Consider the following 17232-nt stretch of genomic DNA (forward strand, 5'->3'; position numbering starts at 1 on the left):
CGTGTCAGCCGGCGTTGCCGTCTTCCTCTCCGTCGGCAGAGGTCAACTGCTGCAACGGATCGGGGGTCAGCTCAGGGGGCAACGCGCGCTTTGATTTGCTGCCCAGTTCGGCAAGTCGGCGGGCACGGCTGATGGCTGACTGCGGCGAATCGATCAGGCGGTTGCGCGCGTCGGCGTAAGCCTTGCCTGCATCGTCGAGCTTCCTGCCCATGGCATTGAAGTCCTGCAGGAATCCGGTCAGGGCATCCAGCACCAGTCCACCGGCTTCACTGATCTTCAATGCCTGCTTCTGCACCTTGTCACGTGTCCACAGACGCTCGGCCACCCTCAACAGGGCCATCAGCGTGTTGGGCGAGGCAAACACCACGCGGTTGTCGAAGGCATAAGCCTGCAATGCCCCATCCGCGCCCAGTGCCGCCGACAGTGCGCCTTCGATGGGAACGAAAGCGATGGTGATATCCAGGGTCTCGCTGCCAAGAGCCTTCGGATAGTTCTTTTCGCCCAGATCCTTGACGTGCTGGCGCAGCGCCACCGCATGGCGGCGCAGTGCATCTTCGGACTGTTCCGGCGTGGCGGCATTCATCGCTTCCTGCCAAGCGATCAGGTTGACCTTGCTGTCGATCACCACGCTGCGCTCATCGGGGAACTGCACCACCACGTCCGGCCGCAGGCGCGCGCCCTCATCATCCACCGCGTGCTTCTGCCGCTGGTAGTGGACGCCTTCCTCCAGGCCTGAGCCACGCAGCACGTTGTCGAGCATCAGCTCACCCCAGTCGCCGCGTACCTTGGCACTGCCTTTCAGTGCATTGGTCAGCGCCGAGGCCTGTGCGGCCATGTCCTGGTTGAGGGTCTTCAGTTCGCCCACCGCGCCAAGCAGGCTGGCACGCTGCCGCGCCTCTTCCCCGTACAGCGTGTCGACCCGGTTGCGGAAATCCCCCAGCCTGTCGGCAAAGGGTTTGAGCAGCCCTTCGATGTCCGCGCGTGACTGCACCGTGGCCTGGCGCACGTTCTTTTCGAACTGTTGCCCGCGTTCGTCGAAAACCTTGCCCGCCAGTTCCGCGAAGGCACCGGACAGTTTTTCCTTGGCGGTATCCAGATAGCTGCGCAGCTCGGCGCTGGCGCGTTCGGAATGCTGCAGGTTGGCCAGGGCGCGCGCGTGTTCGCCATGAAGTTGCTGGTAACGCTGCTGCGCCTGCTGCAGCTCCGTGCTGGACTGGGCCAGATCGGCCCGTACCTGCGCCAAGGCAGCTTCGCGCTCGGCCAACATCGCTTCACGACTGGACGCCAACGCGGCCTCCCGCTCCACGCGTGCGGTCAGGGTAGTGACAAGCTGGGCGTGCTGCTGGCTTCGGCCGCGCTCGCTTTCCAGCTCCGCCAGCAAGGTTTCCAGCCGCCCTCTCAGTTGGCCGGCGTCAACCAGTGCGAGGCGATGCTGTTCGCGTTCGGTAACCAGCTGTTGCTGTACTTCGGCAGCGGGTGCGCTGGTGGATGCGCGACGCCACAACAGCACCAGCACCAGCAGCGTCGCCAGCAGCAGCGCCACGGCGACAATCATGAGGACTTCGATGTTCATGCGGCCAGTGTAGCCCCGCTGCGCTAGCCTTGGTTGGACCACGACGGACCCGCCCATGCTTGTTCTCTACGGAAAGCCCACCTCGATCAACGTGCGCAAAGTGCTGTGGCTGTGCGCCGAACTCGATCTGTCGTTCTCCCATGATCCGGCACCTGCGCCGGAGCGCTTGGCTGCGCTGAATCCGAACTTGCAGGTACCGGTGCTGCGCGATGGCGACTTCGTGCTGTGGGAGTCCAACAGCATCTGCCGCTACCTGGCCGCCCGGCAGGGACGAGACGATCTACTGCCGGCCGCTGCACAAGCCCGTGCCCAGGTCGAGCAGTGGATGGACTGGCAGGCCAGCGACCTCAACAGCGCTTGGCGCCACGTGTTCATGGCCCGCGTGCGCCAGCACCCCGACTTCGCGGACGACGCACGCGCCGAGGCAAGCCTGGAACAATGGAACCGCCTGATGACCGTGCTCGACCACCAGCTTGCCGCCAGCAATGCCTACGTGGCGGGCACCGACTTCAGCCTGGCCGACATCGTCCTCGGCCTGTCGACACAGCGCTGGCGCAGCACCCCCGGCAACAAACCTGTGCTGCGCCACGTAGACGCCTGGTTCGAACGCCTGCGCCCCCGGCCGGGCTTCAACGAGCATGTAGACAACGGCGTGGCGTAGCCCGTTTGCTTGGCTTCATCCACGCATGGCGTGGAGCTACTGTGTCGACCAAGGTCGACACCTACCAACAGCGGCGGGAAACCGTCGAAGGCGGGGCGGTGTGGGTTGGCAGGACCGTTGGCGCCATGGATGGCGCCATCGAGCCCCCATGGACGGGTTTACGGCGTGTCCTGCCTGCCCACACCGTCCCGCCAACCCGCAGGAGCCCCGCTTTGGCTTTGGCTTTGGCTTTGGCTGTTGCTGTCGCCTCTGCGGGTGCCGGGCGCAGCCCGGCGTTACCAGCCTTCCAGCACGATCTTGCCCTTGGCCCGGTGGCTCTCCAGCAGCGCATGCGCGCGCCGCAGGTTGGCCGCGTCAATGCGCCCGAAGTGCTCGCCAAGCGTGGTCTGCAGCACGCCAGCATCGACCAGATCGGCCACCCGGTTCAGCAGTTCGTGCTGGCGCTGCATGTCCGCGGTCCTGTACAGCGGCCGGGTGAACATGGATTCCCAGTGCAGCGACAGCGCCTTGCGCTTGAGCGCCATCACATCGATCTGGCCCGGATCATCGATCAGCCCCAGCTGCCCCTGCGGTGCCAGCAGCTCGACGAGCTGCGCATAGTGCTGGTCGGTGTGGGTCAGGCTGGCCACATGGTCCACCTGGGTGATGCCCAGCCGGGCCAGGCCCTCGGCCAGCGGCCGGGTGTGGTCGATCACATGGTGCGCGCCCATCGCCTGCACCCAGTCCTGGGTCTCCGGGCGCGAGGCGGTGCCGATCACCGTCAGCTTCGTCAGCCGGCGCGCCAACTGCACCAGGATCGAACCCACGCCACCCGCTGCACCGATCACCAGCAGGGTCTGGCCCTCGCCGCCGCCTTCGGCAATACGCAGGCGGTCGAACAGCAGTTCCCATGCGGTGATCGCGGTCAACGGCAGCGCCGCAGCGGCGGCATCGTCCAGGCTGGCCGGCTTGCGGCCAACGCTGCGCTCGTCCACCAGCTGGTACTCGGCATTGCTGCCCGGGCGATCGATCACACCGGCGTAGTACACCGCATCGCCGGGCTGGAACAGGGTCACCTCGCTGCCGACCGCATCGACCACACCGACCGCATCCCACCCCAGCACGCGCGGGCCGTCGGTGGCGGCGCCGCGCCGCACCTTGGTGTCGACCGGATTCACCGCCACCGCGCGCACCGCCACCCGCAGGTCGCGCGGGCCCGGCTGGGGCAGGGGCAGGTCGAGATCGATCAGGGCCTGCGGGTCGTCGATCGGCAGGCCGGCTTGGGTGTAGGCAATGGCACGCATGGGGGATATCCAGGGAGGAGAGACCACAGCGTGCGCCGTGCGCAGGGGGGCGGAAAGGCGCAGAATCGGTCAACACTTTCACTGCAGCAATGAAAATGGTCCGCTTCGACGATCTGCAGCTGTTTGTCCGTACCGCCGCGCTGGGCAGCTTCTCCCAGGCCGCGCGCGAGGCCGACCTGCTGCCGGGCCAGGTTGCCGCAGCGGTGGCGCGACTGGAACGCGAACTGGACCTGCGTCTGTTCGTACGCACCACCCGCAGCCTGCGGCTGACCGCCGAAGGCGCGCTGTACCTGCCCTACGCACAGGAGGTTCTGAGCACCCTGCGCGAAGGCCAGGCGCGGGTGCAGGGCGAGGACGCCGAACTGCACGGCACCCTGCAGTTGTCGGCGCCGTCGGACTTCGGCCGCAACCTGCTGCTGCCGTGGCTGACCGCGTTCCGCGCGGCGCATCCACGGCTGCGCCTGCACCTGCGCCTGTCCGACGAAGTGGCCGACGTGTTCCGCGACCCGGTCGACGTGGCCATCCGCATCGGCCACTTCGACGACGCCAGCTACGTCGCCCTGCCCTTGCTGGAACAGAACCGGCGGGTGCTGGCTGCGTCGCCCGGGTACCTGCGGCGGCGTGGCACGCCCAGCCGCCTGGAAGATCTGCGCGAGCATGATTGCCTTGTCTACCAGCTCGGCGGCCGCGCCTACGATCGCTGGTCGTTCGAGATCGAGGGGCGCCGCGTGGTGATCCCGGTGCGCGGGCCGCTGGTCTGCGACGACGCCGACGTGGTGCGGCGCTGGGCGGTCGCCGGCGAAGGCATCACCTACAAGTCCTGGCTGGACGTCCGCGACGACGTGCTGGAAGGGCGCCTGCAGGTGCTGCTGGATGGCATCGGCAGCCACATTCCCCTGCAGCTGGTCTGCCCCCATCGCAAGCAGTTCTCACCGGCGGTGCGGCAACTGCACGCGCAGCTGCGCCAGCATCTGCAACCGCTGCTGTCCGCCATGCCCGGCAATGGCGACACGCCCCTGTCGCCTGCGCCAGCACTGGCCGACAATGGCGCTCCCCCGTTGTAAGAGAGTCGCGCCATGCCGTGGATGGGCATCCAGGATCTGTGGACCTTCCTGCTCGCTGTGCTGGTGTTTCTGGCGCTGCCCGGGCCGGGCACCTTCACCCTGCTGACCGCTACCGGTCGCGGCGGTGTGCGCGGCGGCTACACGGCGCTGGCCGGCCTGCTGGTCGGCGACCAGATCCTGATGTGGCTGGCACTGGCCGGCGTGGCCGCGCTGCTGAAGGCCAATCCGACGGTGTTCCATGCCGTGCAGTATCTCGGCGCGGCGTATCTGGTGTGGGTAGGCATCAGCCTGCTGCGCACGCCCAAGGGTGACGGTGCCGACGTTGGCCCGGTGCGCATGCAGCCCGGACGCTACTTCCACCAGGCGATCCTGGTCAGCCTGCTCAATCCGAAAGCGATCCTGTTCTACATGGCCTTCCTGCCGTTGTTCATCGACCCGAAGGCCCACCAGGGCATCGCTACGTTCGCCGCGCTGGCCGGGATCATCTTCGTGGTCAGCATCGCCTACTGCTCGCTGCTGATCTGGGTCGGCAACCTGGCCCGCCGCCGGTTGATCCAGCACCCGCGGGTCAGCGATGCGCTACGGCGTGTTGCCGGCCTGTTCCTGGTCGGCTTCGGCATCCGCCTGGGCCTGAACGGCTGAGATCCCGTCGGCCTGGCAGGCCGCGCGCAGGTGGTCGATGAACACCCGCAGCTTGGGCGCCATATGCTCGCGCGCCGGGTAGTACAGATGAAAGCCGGGGAACGGCGGCTGCCAGTCCTCCAGCACGCTGCGCAGGCGGCCGGCAGCCAGGTCGTCGGCGACCAGTGAGGCGAACCCCTGCGCCATGCCCAGCCCAGCCAGCACCGCCGCATAGGCCAGTTCGGCATCGTTGAACACCAGCCGGCCCTCGACGGCTACGTCCAGGTCACGCCCCTCACGGCTGAATTCCCAGGGCATCAGCCGGCCATTGGCGCGGCGATGGACGATACAGTCGTGGCCCTGCAGCTCCTGCGGGCTCTGCGGCACACCGTGGCGCGCGAAGTAGCCCGGCGTGGCCACCACCACCTGGCGCTCGGGCGGCCCGATCGGCACCGCGATCATGCCCTGCGCCAACGATTCCCCCAGGCGGATGCCTGCGTCGAAACCCTCGGCGACCAGATCGGTCAACGCCGGTTCCACGCACAATTCCACCTCCACCTGCGGATACCGGGCCAGGAAGGACGGCAGCGCCGGCAGGACCCGGCGCTCGGCAACGATGCGTGGCAGGGTGATGCGCAGCCGACCGGCCGGCACGGTCCGCGCGCTGTCCAGGTCCTCGAAGGCCGATTCGATCTGTGCCAGCCCGCCACGTACGCGCTGCAGGAAGCGTGCACCGTGCTCGGTCAGCCCCACCCGGCGCGTGGTCCGTTGCAACAGGCGCACGCCCATCCGCGCTTCCAGCGCGCGCACGCTCTGTGACAGTGCCGAGGTCGAGACACCAAGCGCATCTGCGGCGCGGGTAAAGCTGGCGTGGTCGGCCACGTGGACAAACGCGACCACCGCCGACAGCGGTGCGGAGGGATCCATTGTGAAGCGTTCCTTCATTGTCAGTTCGGCTGTGTCCAGTTTATCCACAGGATCATCGGACGGATGCTTTCCCTCCCGGCGGCACACCGCCTCCTCCGATGGAATGCCACATGTCACTTGATCACTACCGCCTGCTCGGTCGCTCCGGCCTGCGTGTCAGCCCGATGGCGCTGGGCACGATGACCTTCGGTGCCGACTGGGGGTGGGGCGCGGACGAAGCCGAGGCCCGCCGCATCTTCGATGCCTACGTCGAACGCGGTGGCAACTTCGTTGATACCGCAAACAACTACACCAATGGCAGCGCCGAGACGCTGCTCGGGCGATTCGCCCAGGGCCGCCGCGAACGGCTGGTGATCGCCAGCAAGTACACCCTGGCGACCGTGCCCGGCGATCCGAACAACGCCGGCAACCACCGCAAGAGCATGATGCGCTCGGTGGAGGACAGCCTGCGCCGGCTCGGCACCGACTACCTGGATCTGCTGTACCTGCACGCCTGGGACGACACCACCGGGGTGGACGAGGTGATGCGCGGTTTCGACGATCTCGTGCGCAGCGGCAAGGTGCTGTATGCCGGCATCTCGGACACGCCGGCCTGGCAGATCGCCCGCATGCAGACCCTGGCCGACCTGCGCGGTTGGGCGCCGCTGGTGGCCCTGCAGATCGAATACAGCCTGATCCAGCGCAGCGTCGAACAGGAGCTGCTGCCGATGGCCGAGGCGCTCGGGTTGGGCGTGGTGGCGTGGTCGCCGCTGGGCAGCGGGGTGCTGACCGGCAAGTACAGCGCGGCTGATCTCACCGCGGCCGAGCCGCCGGAGGCTACGCCGGGCGGTTCCCGGCGCAACGTGGCCCTCATCAATGGCGCGTTGACGCCACGTTCGTTGAACATCGCCGGGGAAGTCGCTGCCGTCGCGGCGGAACTGTCGCACTCGGCTGCGCAGGTCGCTCTGGCCTGGCTGCTGCAACGACCCGCGGCCGGGGCCATGCCGATCGTCGGTGCACGCACCCTGGACCAGTTCGAACACAACCTGGCGGCGCTGGATCTGGCGCTGCCGGCTGAGGCGCTGGCACGGCTGGATGCGATCAGCGCGGTCGCGCCTGCCTTCCCGCACGACTTCCTGCAGATGCCGCTGCCACGCATGCTGATGAGCGGCGGTACGCGTCTGCAGCCACGCGCGCTGGGCAGGTAACAATGGGGGCGCGCTATGCTGGCGCCCCTCGTGGGACAAAAGCGCCATGGCCGCAACACCAACGCTCGCGGTCGCAGCAGCCCTGGTGCTGCTGCTTGCCAGTGGACCGGCCACGGCCGCACCGGACCACCGCTGCCTCAGCGATGGCCGCGACAACACGATCCACCTGGAATGGCGCTGGCTGGACGATGGCCGCGCCGATGTGCGCTACGCCGGGCACAGCGAGCGCCTGCCGCTGCGGCGGGTCTCCGAACAGACCACGGTGCTGGACGAAGACCGCCCCTACCAGTTCGACACCGTCTGGGAAGAGCGCGTGGACGGTCGCATCAACGGTCACTACACACTGAGCACGCAGGGCACACGGATCTACAGCTTCAGCTACGTGCGTGCCCGGGACGGTCGCCGCGCGGACTTCGACGAAGACGTCAACGCCTTCCAGGACGACGGCTGTCACTGGTAGGCGCCTGCGCTGAGGCCGTTTGTGCCGTTTCCGGCAGAGTGCCCAGCGTCCAGCGCGCGCTGTGTCGGCCATGACCCCCGTCAGTGGCAATGCTGCGCTGCGTTCGGTCACACTCGGGGACTTGTCGTTCTCAGTCACCCCTTCCGAGGCCTGCATGTCCCTGCTCCGGCGCAAGTCCCTAGATTCCGTCACCGTCCATGAAGCCGGCCGGCGTCTGGTCCCGACCCTCAGCTGGCCGCACCTGATCGCGCTGGGCATCGGCGCCATCGTCGGCACCGGCATCTACACCCTGATCGGCGTGGGTGCCGACCGCGCTGGCCCGGCCTTGCTGATCTCCTTCGCCATCGCCGGCGCGGTGTGTGCCTGCGCGGCATTGGCCTATGCAGAGCTGTCCACGATGATGCCTGCCGCCGGCAGTGCCTATACCTACAGCTACAGTGCCCTGGGCGAAGTGTTTGCCTGGGTGGTGGGCTGGAGCCTGATCCTGGAGTACTCGCTGGTGGTGAGTACCGTGGCGGTCGGCTGGTCCGGTTACTTCGTCGGCTTCCTGGAATGGGTGCATACCCAGTTCGGCTGGGACCTGCGCCTGCCGGCGATGCTCGCGGCAGGCCCGCACGTCGATGGCGGCATGATCAACCTGCCCGCCATCGTCATCACCTGGCTGGTGGCCCTGATGCTGATGGCCGGTACCAAGGAAAGCGCCACCCTCAACGCGATCCTGGTCGTGTTCAAGCTGATCGCGCTGGCGATCTTCGTGGCGGTGGCCCTGCCGGCGTTCGACGCCAACAACCTGCAGCCGTTCATGCCTTACGGATTCGCCAAGACGCTGGGCCCGGATGGCGTCGAGCGCGGCGTGATGGCGGCGGCGGCGATCATCTTCTTCGCGTTCTACGGCTTCGACGCGATCTCCACCGCCGCCGAAGAAACCAAGAACCCCGGGCGCGACCTGTCCATCGGCATCATCGGCTCGATGGTCGGCTGCACCATCGTGTACGTGCTGGTGGCGCTGGCTGCGATTGGTGCGATGAGCTACACCGTGTTCGGCCAGAGTGCCGAGCCGCTGGCATTGATCATGCGCCAGCTGGGCCAGCCCACCGCCGCGATGCTGATCGGCGTGATCGCGATCATCGCCCTGCCGACCGTGCTGCTGGCCTTCCTGTACGGCCAGAGCCGCATCTTCTTCGTCATGAGCCGCGATGGACTGCTGCCGCGTGGCCTGTCCAAGGTCAACGCACGTACCGGCACGCCGGTGGCGACCACGCTGTTCACCGCCCTGGTGGTGTCGGCACTGGCCGGCGTTGCACGCCTGGACGAGATCGCCGCACTGGCCAATGCCGGTACCCTGGCCGCGTTCACCGCCGTTGGCATCTGCCTGGTGGTGCTGCGCGTGCGTGAGCCGAACCGCGAGCGCACCTTCCGCACGCCTTTGGCCTTCATTGTCGGCCCGCTGGCGGCACTGGGCTGCATCTACCTGTTCATCAGCCTGCCGCACACCACCCAGCTGTACTTCCTGGCGTGGAACGTGGTCGGCCTGGTGCTGTACTTCGCCTACAGCCGTCGCAACGCGCTGATCGGCCGGTAAAGGCAGCGCCGGGCCATGCCCGGCGGTCTTTGGGTCGTGCCGGCACTACCGCAGGGCGGCTAACCGCCCTGCTTTGCCGCGTAGTCCTGCGCCTGGCGCATCACCCGCAACAGGTTGCCGCCCCAGATGGCGGCGATCTGTTGTTCGCTGTACCCCTTGCGCAGCAGCCACGCGGTGATCTTCGGCAGCTGGCTGACATCGGGCAGGTCGCTCAGGCCACCACCGCCATCCCAGTCCAGACCGATGCCGACGTGCTCGGGGCCGACCACCTTCAGGATGTGCTCGAAATGGGCGAAGAAGTCGTCCAGGCTGGCGTGGCGCACCGGGTGTTCGTGGTCCAGTGCCTGCTCGGCCTTCTGCAGCGCCACGCCCTGTTCGATGGTCATGCCTTCCCAGCCACCCAGCTGCTTGCTCAGGGCTTCTTCGGCCTGCTTGCGCTCGGGCGACTTGGCGGTGTCGATCAGGTAGCCGCCGTACGCGTTCACCTGGATCACCCCGCCAGCCTTGGCCAGCTTGCGCAGGCGCGCGTCATCAAGATTGCGTGGGTGGTCGTAGACCGCCTTGGCCGAGCTGTGCGACAGCACGAACGGCACCGGCATCATCGCCAGCAGATCGTCGAACACGGCATCGGAGGCGTGCGACTGGTCGATGACGATGCCCAGCTTCACCGCCTCGCGCACCAGGTCCTTGCCAGCCGGGCTCAGGCCCTTCCATTCAGCCCCCTTGGGATCGGTGACCGAATCGGCGAACTCGTTGTTGGCGAAGTGCACGGTGCTGAGCAGGCGCAGGCCCGCACGGTGATAGAACGACAGCAGGCTGGGATCGGCCACCAGCGGACTGGCGTTCTCCATGCTGATGTAGACCACGCGCTTGCCGGCGGCCTTGATCCGCGCCGCGTCATCGGCGGTCAGCGCCAATGCGAAGCGCTCGGGATTGGCGGCCAGCATCTGCCGGATCTCCAGCAACCGCTGCAGGCCGTGGTCGCGCTCGGCCAGATGCGCGGCGGCCGTGCGGTCGCCCTGGTCGGTATAGATCGCCCAGAAGCCGCCATCAAGCGCACCTTCGACCATGCGCGGGTAGTCCACCTGCGAGAGTGCGTTGCGGTCGTGCCGCTGCTCGATGTCGAAGCCGTCGCGGCCGAAATTGGCCGGCGTATCCAGATGACTGTCCAGGGTCAGCAGGCGCTGCTGCAGTGCCTTGGCACGGGCCAGCTCCTGCGCGCTGAAGTCGATGGCATGGGCGGACAGCGGCGCACTCAGCGCCAGGGCGAGCAGCAGGGACAGACGACGCAACGACGGCATGGGCATCCACCGGCAATGGGAAGGACACGACCATAGCGCCGCGACGGCCAACGCCGGTAGTGCCGTATTGATCCGCCAGCTCCATTACACTCGCCGGCAGCCGATAAGTCAGCGTGCAGCACCGCGTGCTGCGTCGACCATGGAATGGAAGCATTGATGTCGAACTCCCAGCCTCCAGCGCTGCCCGCGCAGGGCCAGGCCCCCGTCCCCGCCAGCACGGTCACCGTCGAACAGCTCAAGCGTGATGTGCTGCCAACGTTGTTTGCCGGGCGTACCGACATCGGCCGCTATGGCCCGGCCGACCTGGCCAGCGCCAGCGCCGAGCCGGCCTGGCAGGATGGCAGCGCCAACGCACTGGCCCAGGCGCTTGCCGAACTGGTCAGCCGGCTGTCCGAACACGATCCCAATGCGCTGCTGCAGCGCGCGGGATGGTGGGAGCGGTTCACCGGTGCCGATATCGAAGAACGCCTGCGCCGTCGCATTGCCATGGGCAGCAACGGCGACGTCCTGGCCAGGATCGAGCGCGAAGCCATCGCCGTGCGGGCCAGCGTCGATCGACTGGATGCGCAGCTGCTCGAGCATGACGTGCAGGGGGTGCGACTGCAGGTGTACATCGATGCAGGCGTGCAGTTCCTGCAGGAGCTGCCAGCGGCCGTCGACAGCGACGATGGCGCGCCGGTGCTCGACCGTCCGGTCGAGCGGCTGCAACGCCGCGTAGCCAACCTGACCGCGCTGCTGGCCAGCCATTCGATGAGCCGGATGCAGGTGCAGCTGGCACGCAGCCATGCCATCGACCTGCTGGACCGTTACAGCGAGACGGTGCAAATCCTGTTGCCGATCTGGCGCCAGACCATCCAGGCGCTGCACAACAGCGACAACGCCAGCCCGCAGATGATCGCCAGCGCGGCCCAGGCACAGGACCAGCTGAAACAGGCCCTGCAGCAGTTGCTGCGCACATCGGCGGTGCCGGCATGAGCGCGCCGGTACGCGATCCGCTGCAGATCCCGCCGGATCTGCAGGCGCGGGTGGAGGCTGTTCCGGGCCTGCGCGCGTTCTACCGGCGGGCCTCGCTGCTGCGGGTCTTCGGCCTGGCCTGCCTTCCGCTGGCGGCAACGGCGCTGTCCTGCATGGCGCTGGCATTTACCGGCACCGAGCTGGGCCCCCCGTCGTGGGCACAGGTGCCGGCCGGCTATGGGTCGAAGGACACGGGCAGGCAGTTGCTCATCCTGCTGGTCATGACCCCCTTGCTGCTGGTGTGGATGTTCTTCGGCGTGCGCGACCTGCTCAGCCGCCATCGCCTTCGCCGCTTCGCCTGGTCATTCGCGCTGGGTTCGATGCTGCTGTGCGGTGCCTGGGGAAGCATGGGCATCACCGCACCCGCCATCGGCCAGGGCGATCGCCTCGACTATCGCCAGCTGGACGCGCTGATCGCCAGTCCAGACTTCAGCGGCTTCAGCCCCCAGTGGCAGGCCTATCTGCGTGCACAGCAGGAGCTTCCCTACGGCGTCGCCTCGTCGGCCGTGGTCGCCACTGCCCGTGCGTTGGCCAATGGCGAAGACATCGGTGTTCCGGTATCGCCGGCAATGCAGTCCCGCTTCGAGAAGGCAGCAGGGCTGCCCCGCTCTGAACGGTCGCAGCGATTGCATCAGCAGCGTCTGCTGGGCTGGCTTCTGTTCGACGTCGGCTGGGTGCTCGCGCTGCTCGCGGTTCCGGCGCTGCTGGCGCTGGGCGCGGTGGCGATCGTGCTCGGCCACCATCTGCGGCGCAGGTCCGAGGTGATCAACGGGTTGCTGCAGCAGCTGCAGCCGGTTCCTGCGCCGCCACGCGCGCAGCCCTGAGGCTGGCGCGCGGGGGCAGTCTTCGGCGCTGTGTGGGGGAGCCGGGCATCGCCCGGCTCCACACCCCGTAGGTCAGTCCACCACGCGGCAGAACACGGCCTTCAGGTAACGCGATTCCTGCACGTGGGCCATGAACGGATGGTCCGGGCCGGCGCCGGCCACCTTCAGGATCTGGATGGTGCGGCCGGAGAAGTACGCCGCACGACGCAGCATGTCCAGGAACTGGTCCTCGGCCACGAGGCCGGTGCAGGAGAACGTGGCGAACAGGCCACCGGGCTTGACCACGCCCAGCGCCAGCTTGTTCATGTCCAGGTACTTCTTCAGCGCGGTGATGACCTGGTCGCGGTCGCGGGTCATCTTCGCCGGGTCCAGGATCACCACGTCGTACTGCTCACCGCGGTTGGCCGCATCGCGCAGCCACGGGAAGATGTCGGACTGGACGAACTTCGGGCGCACGTTGTTCAGACGTGAATTGCCCTTGGCGATCTGGATGACGTCCTCATCGATGTCGATGCCGACCACTTCCGATGCACCGCGCGCGGCCGCGTACACGGCGAAACCGCCGGTGTTGCAGCACAGGTCGAGCACGCTCTTGCCTTCCACCTGCTGGCTCAGCCACTCACGGTTCTCGCGCTGGTCGGCAAAGAAACCGGTCTTGTGCGCACCGGCCGGGTCGGCACGGAACTTGATGCCGTACTCGGTGATCACCGACGCTTCGGTGGTGGTGTTGCCGTGGAAATCGAAGCTTTCCTGCTTCTGCACGTGTTCGTCGGCGAAGCTGTGGAAGCGGCAACCCGGGAACTGTTCACGCAGGGCGTCGTAGATCCATTCGCGGTGGCGGAACATGCCGGCGGCGAAGAACTCCACCACTACCAGGTCGCCGTAGCGGTCGACCACCAGGCCGGACAGGCCATCGCCCTCGCTGTGCACCACGCGCCAGGCGTCGGACACCGCATCGAGCTTCAGCACCTCACGACGCAGCGACACCGCCTGGGCGATCTTGCGCGAGAACCAGCCGGCATCCAGCGGGATCTGCGGGTCGGTTTCGAGGATGCGTACGGCAATACGCGAATGCCCGTTGTAGAAGCCACGGCCGATGAACTCGCCATCCACGCCGACGACATCGACGAGGGAGCCGGGCTTGGGCCGGACGGTCGGCTTCTCGACCAGTTTCTGGAAGATCCACGGGTGGCTGGAACGCCACGCGTTCTTGAGGCGGACAACGGGAAGGGGGGTATTCATCCACCTATTGTAGCCGGGGGGCATGGGGCGCCGGAAATCCGGTGAAGGCCCGCCATTTGACGCGGGCCCGGCCAGGCCGCAGAATCGGCTGCAGAAGGGGAGTAGCTCCCAGACGTTGTCGCCGTCAATTCGAGCCCGCAGGCTCCGGTGCAACGGCAGTTCCGGCCCATCGGAACTGCGAGCGAGACCTTCGCCGTACTGGCGAAGCTCTGTCCCTGGATCCCCTCCCGATCCTCCGTTGCAGATCCTCGCCGTCCGGCTTGAGGCATTTTTCATTTCCCAACGGACAAACCCATGCAGACGATCGGTAATTTGTGGTTGTGGGGCGGCTTCGCAGCGGTGGTGGTCATCGCCCTGCTGGTCGACCTCGTATTGATGCGCCACGGTGGCCCGCACAAGGTCACTTTCAAGGAAGCCCTGTGGTGGTCCATCGGCTGGGTCGCGCTGGCGCTGGCCTTCAACGGCGGCCTCTGGTTCTACCTGAACGAGACCGCCGGCCAGGTCGTGGCCAACAAGGTCGGCCTGGAGTTCCTGACCGGCTATCTGGTCGAGAAGGCGCTGGCGGTGGACAACATCTTTGTCTTCCTGATGATCATGAGCTACTTCGCGGTGCCGGAGGAACAGCGCCAGAAGGTGCTGATCATCGGCATCCTGGGCGCGATCGTGCTGCGTACGATCATGATCTTCGCTGGTAGCGTGCTGATCACCCAGTTCCACTGGCTGCTCTATGTATTCGGCGCCTTCCTGCTCTTCACCGGCTGGAAGATGTGGTTCGCCGCGGGCCAGGAGCCTGACCTGGAAGCCAACCCGGCCCTGCGCTGGATGCGCAAGCACCTGCGCCTGCTGCCGGACTACGAAGGCAACGCGATGAGCGTCAAGCGCGACGGCGTGCGCTGGTTCACCCCGCTGTTCGCGGTGCTGATCCTGATCGCGGTGACCGACGTGATCTTCGCAGTGGACAGCATCCCGGCGATCTTCGCGATCACCACCGACCCGTTCATCGTGCTGACCTCCAACGTGTTCGCGGTGCTCGGCCTGCGTGCGATGTTCTTCCTGCTGGCCGGCATGGCCGACCGCTTCCACCTGCTGCCGTACGGCCTGGCCCTGGTGCTGGCCTTCATCGGCATCAAGATGATGATCATCGACCTGTTCAAGATCCCGACCCCGATCTCGCTGGGCGTGGTCGCGGTGATCATCGCCGCCACGGTGGTGCTGAGCCTGAAGAACCCGCCGAAGGAAGGCGGCGCCTGATCCTGGCCGATTGAACGCTGCGGCCGGTGGATTGTCCCGCCGGTCGCAGCCACTCTCCCGCGGCGGTGGCCTTGGTTTCGCGCCAGCCACCGCCATTGCTGAGGGTATGAACACGAACGCGCCCCTGCCCGCCGGCGACGCGCCGGCCGCCCGCAACGACCGCACGCGCATCCTGCGCGCCTTCAATGCCAGCCTGGCCGCCGTGCTGGTGCTGGTGGCCGTGTTCGCCCTGCAGGACCATTTCGACTGGCGGCCCTGGGCGGTCGCACCGCTGGAAGCCAAGGGCCTGCTCGGCCTGATCGGCGGACCGCTGCTGCATGGCTCGGTCGAACACATTGCCGCCAACAGCTTCGCCATCCTGATCCTCGGCACCCTGGCCGGCAGCGTCTATCCCAAAGCCACGCTGCGTGCACTGCCCCTGCTGTGGCTGGGCTCGGGCATCGGTGCGTGGATGCTCGGCAACCCCGGCAGCTTCCATCTCGGCGCCAGTGGCGTCACCCACGGCCTGATGTTCCTGCTGGCCAGCCTTGGCCTGCTGCGCCGCGACCGCGCGGCGATCGCCACCGGGCTGATCGGCATGCTGTTCTACGGCGGCATGTTGATGACCGTGCTGCCGCATGCCGACGGTGTGTCCTGGCAGTCGCACATGGGCGGAGCCTTCGCCGGCATCATCGCCGCACTGCTGTTCCGCAACGCCGACCCGCTGCCGCCGCGCCCGCGTTACAGCTGGGAGGACGAGGAAGACGAGGTCGAGCCGCTGGCCGATGACGAACTCGAGCCGCCGTCGCCGCAGCGCGTGCCGGTGCTGTGGCAGCCGCGCGAAGGGCAGGACTATGTGGTGATCCCGTTCCGCCGGCCGGAAGACCCGCGCTCGTGATGCAACGGTAGTGCCGGCCGATGGCCGGCAAGCTCCTAAGCGTGTCGAGGTCGGATCCCCGAAGGGGCTCTGACCCTGGGCGCCGCATTCTCGCGTTCCGGTAGTCGCCGACCTTGGTCGGCGCTCATGCGTCCGGCGTTCCCATGCTTCCTGCTGCGACCGCGTGCCAACCAAGGTTGGCATCTACAGAGCGGGTCAGTTCGCCGCGTTCGCCGCCGCGCCCGTTCCATCCACCGCCTGCCGGCCCAATGCCGGGTCATCGGTGAAGAAGGCATCGATGCCGGTTGCCAGGTAGGCACGCATCTCCGCGATCGACCCCTCCGCGTTGCGCGCATTGTCCGCGCCCTTGCGCAGGTTGCTGGCCTGGAAGTGGTTCTCCGGGCGGAAGGTGTACGGAATCACCATCAGGCCCACCGCGTGCGCATCGCGCACCAGCGCCGTCGGCGTGCCCAGCGCACCGTTGGCATCCAGCGGGATGATCGAGCGCAGCTCCGGGCCTATGCCGTCGGCATAGGCCGCGATGTCCTTCAGCCCCGCCGGGGTCATCATCTGCGCATAGGTCAGCGCGCCGCCGGCCTTGGCGATGTCGGCCGGCTGGGTATCGCCCTTCCACAGCAGCTGCAACAGGCGGATGTTGCTGCCACGCGGGATCTTGCCGCGCAGGTAGCGCAGGTTGGCCGTCTCGAACGACTGGATGGTGACCGGGCCGACGTTGGTATAGGCGTTGCCGCGCAGCGCGGCCAGCAGCGTGTCTTCCATCGGCAGGCCGATCGACTGGAAGTAGGTCGGGTGCTTGATCTCCGGCACCAAGCCGATGCCACGGTTGGCACGACCGGCCTGCTGGACCAGGAACGCCAGGATCTCGTCCAGGCTGGCAATGCGGAACTGGCCGTCATAGGCGGTGCTGCGGAACTCCGGCAGGCGCTCGCGGGCGTACAGCGTCTTCAGCTCGGCCAGGGTGAAGTCTTCGGTGAACCAGCCTTCGACCGTCTGCCCGTCGATGACCTTGCGGGTCTTCCGCTTGGCGAATTCCTTGTGCTCGGCCACATCGGTGGTGCCACCGATCTCGTTCTCATGGCGGGCCACCATCACACCGTCCTTGGTCATCACCAGGTCCGGTTCGATGTAATCGGCACCGTCGGCGATGGCCTGCGCATAGGCCGCCAGCGTGTGCTCGGGCAGCAGCGCGCTTGCACCGCGGTGGCCGTAGACCGACACCTTGGGCGCGGCCGGAGGGGAGGATTCAGCACTCATGGCCACCGATGGTGCCACGGCCAGCGACAACAGCAACGCACGACCCCACGACTTCACTGCGACTTCCTCAAGCGGTTTGTGATGGGCGTCAGTATGCGGCGGGAATGTGAC

General features: G+C 67.2%; 16 protein-coding genes. 10 read left to right on the forward strand and 6 right to left on the reverse strand.

Going from position 1 to position 17232, the window contains the following annotated elements; all coding sequences use genetic code 11:
- Nucleotides 1-4 precede the first annotated feature (4 nt).
- A complete protein-coding gene (locus tag AC1DCU_RS15925) occupies nt 5-1573 on the reverse strand; it encodes a DNA recombination protein RmuC (RefSeq protein ID WP_025875621.1) in 1569 nt (522 codons plus the stop codon).
- Between the two features lie 55 nt (nt 1574-1628).
- Here AC1DCU_RS15925 and AC1DCU_RS15930 point away from each other — a divergent pair, with 55 nt between their 5' ends.
- Complete coding sequence (locus AC1DCU_RS15930) at nt 1629-2234, forward strand: glutathione S-transferase family protein (protein WP_442251392.1); 606 nt, start codon at nt 1629-1631, stop codon at nt 2232-2234.
- A gap of 275 nt (nt 2235-2509) precedes the next feature.
- Here AC1DCU_RS15930 and AC1DCU_RS15935 read toward each other — a convergent pair whose 3' ends face one another.
- Nucleotides 2510-3517: a zinc-binding alcohol dehydrogenase family protein gene (locus AC1DCU_RS15935; RefSeq protein ID WP_080150189.1), complete on the reverse strand. Its 1008-nt coding sequence runs from the start codon at nt 3515-3517 to the stop codon at nt 2510-2512.
- A gap of 89 nt (nt 3518-3606) precedes the next feature.
- Between AC1DCU_RS15935 and AC1DCU_RS15940 the strand changes: the two genes are divergently transcribed.
- Together AC1DCU_RS15940 and leuE are read left to right on the forward strand one after the other, a co-directional pair.
- Nucleotides 3607-4581, forward strand: coding sequence for a LysR family transcriptional regulator (locus tag AC1DCU_RS15940; RefSeq protein WP_081794606.1), 975 nt, complete (start codon nt 3607-3609; stop codon nt 4579-4581).
- Between the two features lie 12 nt (nt 4582-4593).
- Nucleotides 4594-5223, forward strand: coding sequence for a leucine efflux protein LeuE (leuE, locus tag AC1DCU_RS15945; protein ID WP_025875614.1), 630 nt, complete (start codon nt 4594-4596; stop codon nt 5221-5223).
- On the opposite strand, the gene AC1DCU_RS15950 is transcribed toward leuE, so the two are convergent.
- Nucleotides 5161-6129, reverse strand: a complete 969-nt coding sequence (locus AC1DCU_RS15950) for a LysR family transcriptional regulator (RefSeq protein ID WP_051585166.1) — start codon at nt 6127-6129, stop codon at nt 5161-5163. The genes leuE and AC1DCU_RS15950 overlap by 63 nt on opposite strands.
- Nucleotides 6130-6239: 110 nt before the next feature.
- On the opposite strand from AC1DCU_RS15950, the gene AC1DCU_RS15955 reads away from it, so the two are divergent.
- From AC1DCU_RS15955 to AC1DCU_RS15965, 3 genes are all read left to right on the forward strand, one after another.
- Entirely contained in the window at nt 6240-7316 is a 1077-nt protein-coding gene (locus AC1DCU_RS15955; protein WP_081794605.1) for an aldo/keto reductase, read from the forward strand.
- Between the two features lie 46 nt (nt 7317-7362).
- The gene (locus tag AC1DCU_RS15960) at nt 7363-7776 is read left to right on the forward strand and encodes a hypothetical protein (RefSeq protein ID WP_032978506.1); all 414 of its coding nucleotides are present in this window, start codon (nt 7363-7365) and stop codon (nt 7774-7776) included.
- A gap of 154 nt (nt 7777-7930) precedes the next feature.
- Nucleotides 7931-9358: an amino acid permease gene (locus AC1DCU_RS15965; RefSeq protein WP_442251394.1), complete on the forward strand. Its 1428-nt coding sequence runs from the start codon at nt 7931-7933 to the stop codon at nt 9356-9358.
- 59 nt (nt 9359-9417) lie between these two features.
- Here the strand turns inward: AC1DCU_RS15965 and AC1DCU_RS15970 are convergent, their stop codons facing one another.
- Nucleotides 9418-10659 (reverse strand): dipeptidase, encoded by a 1242-nt coding sequence (locus AC1DCU_RS15970; protein ID WP_032978500.1) that lies wholly within the window; start codon nt 10657-10659, stop codon nt 9418-9420.
- A 156-nt stretch (nt 10660-10815) separates the two neighbouring features.
- Between AC1DCU_RS15970 and AC1DCU_RS15975 the strand changes: the two genes are divergently transcribed.
- The gene (locus AC1DCU_RS15975) at nt 10816-11634 is read left to right on the forward strand and encodes a protein klaA (RefSeq protein WP_032978497.1); all 819 of its coding nucleotides are present in this window, start codon (nt 10816-10818) and stop codon (nt 11632-11634) included.
- Entirely contained in the window at nt 11631-12497 is an 867-nt protein-coding gene (locus AC1DCU_RS15980) for a hypothetical protein (RefSeq protein WP_282280080.1), read from the forward strand. The genes AC1DCU_RS15975 and AC1DCU_RS15980 overlap by 4 nt, the downstream gene beginning before the upstream one ends.
- Before the next feature lie 72 nt (nt 12498-12569).
- On the opposite strand, the gene AC1DCU_RS15985 is transcribed toward AC1DCU_RS15980, so the two are convergent.
- Entirely contained in the window at nt 12570-13739 is a 1170-nt protein-coding gene (locus tag AC1DCU_RS15985; RefSeq protein WP_025875598.1) for a class I SAM-dependent rRNA methyltransferase, read from the reverse strand.
- A 294-nt stretch (nt 13740-14033) separates the two neighbouring features.
- Here AC1DCU_RS15985 and AC1DCU_RS15990 point away from each other — a divergent pair, with 294 nt between their 5' ends.
- Both AC1DCU_RS15990 and AC1DCU_RS15995 read left to right on the forward strand, forming a co-directional pair.
- Nucleotides 14034-14990 (forward strand): TerC family protein, encoded by a 957-nt coding sequence (locus AC1DCU_RS15990; protein WP_025875596.1) that lies wholly within the window; start codon nt 14034-14036, stop codon nt 14988-14990.
- 106 nt (nt 14991-15096) lie between these two features.
- Entirely contained in the window at nt 15097-15867 is a 771-nt protein-coding gene (locus tag AC1DCU_RS15995) for a rhomboid family intramembrane serine protease (RefSeq protein WP_032978492.1), read from the forward strand.
- Nucleotides 15868-16062: 195 nt separating this feature from the next.
- Here AC1DCU_RS15995 and AC1DCU_RS16000 read toward each other — a convergent pair whose 3' ends face one another.
- Complete coding sequence (locus AC1DCU_RS16000) at nt 16063-17178, reverse strand: glycerophosphodiester phosphodiesterase (protein ID WP_282280081.1); 1116 nt, start codon at nt 17176-17178, stop codon at nt 16063-16065.
- Between the last annotated feature and the right edge of the window lie 54 nt (nt 17179-17232).

It is taken from the genome of Stenotrophomonas sp. 10L48 (assembly GCF_056395105.1).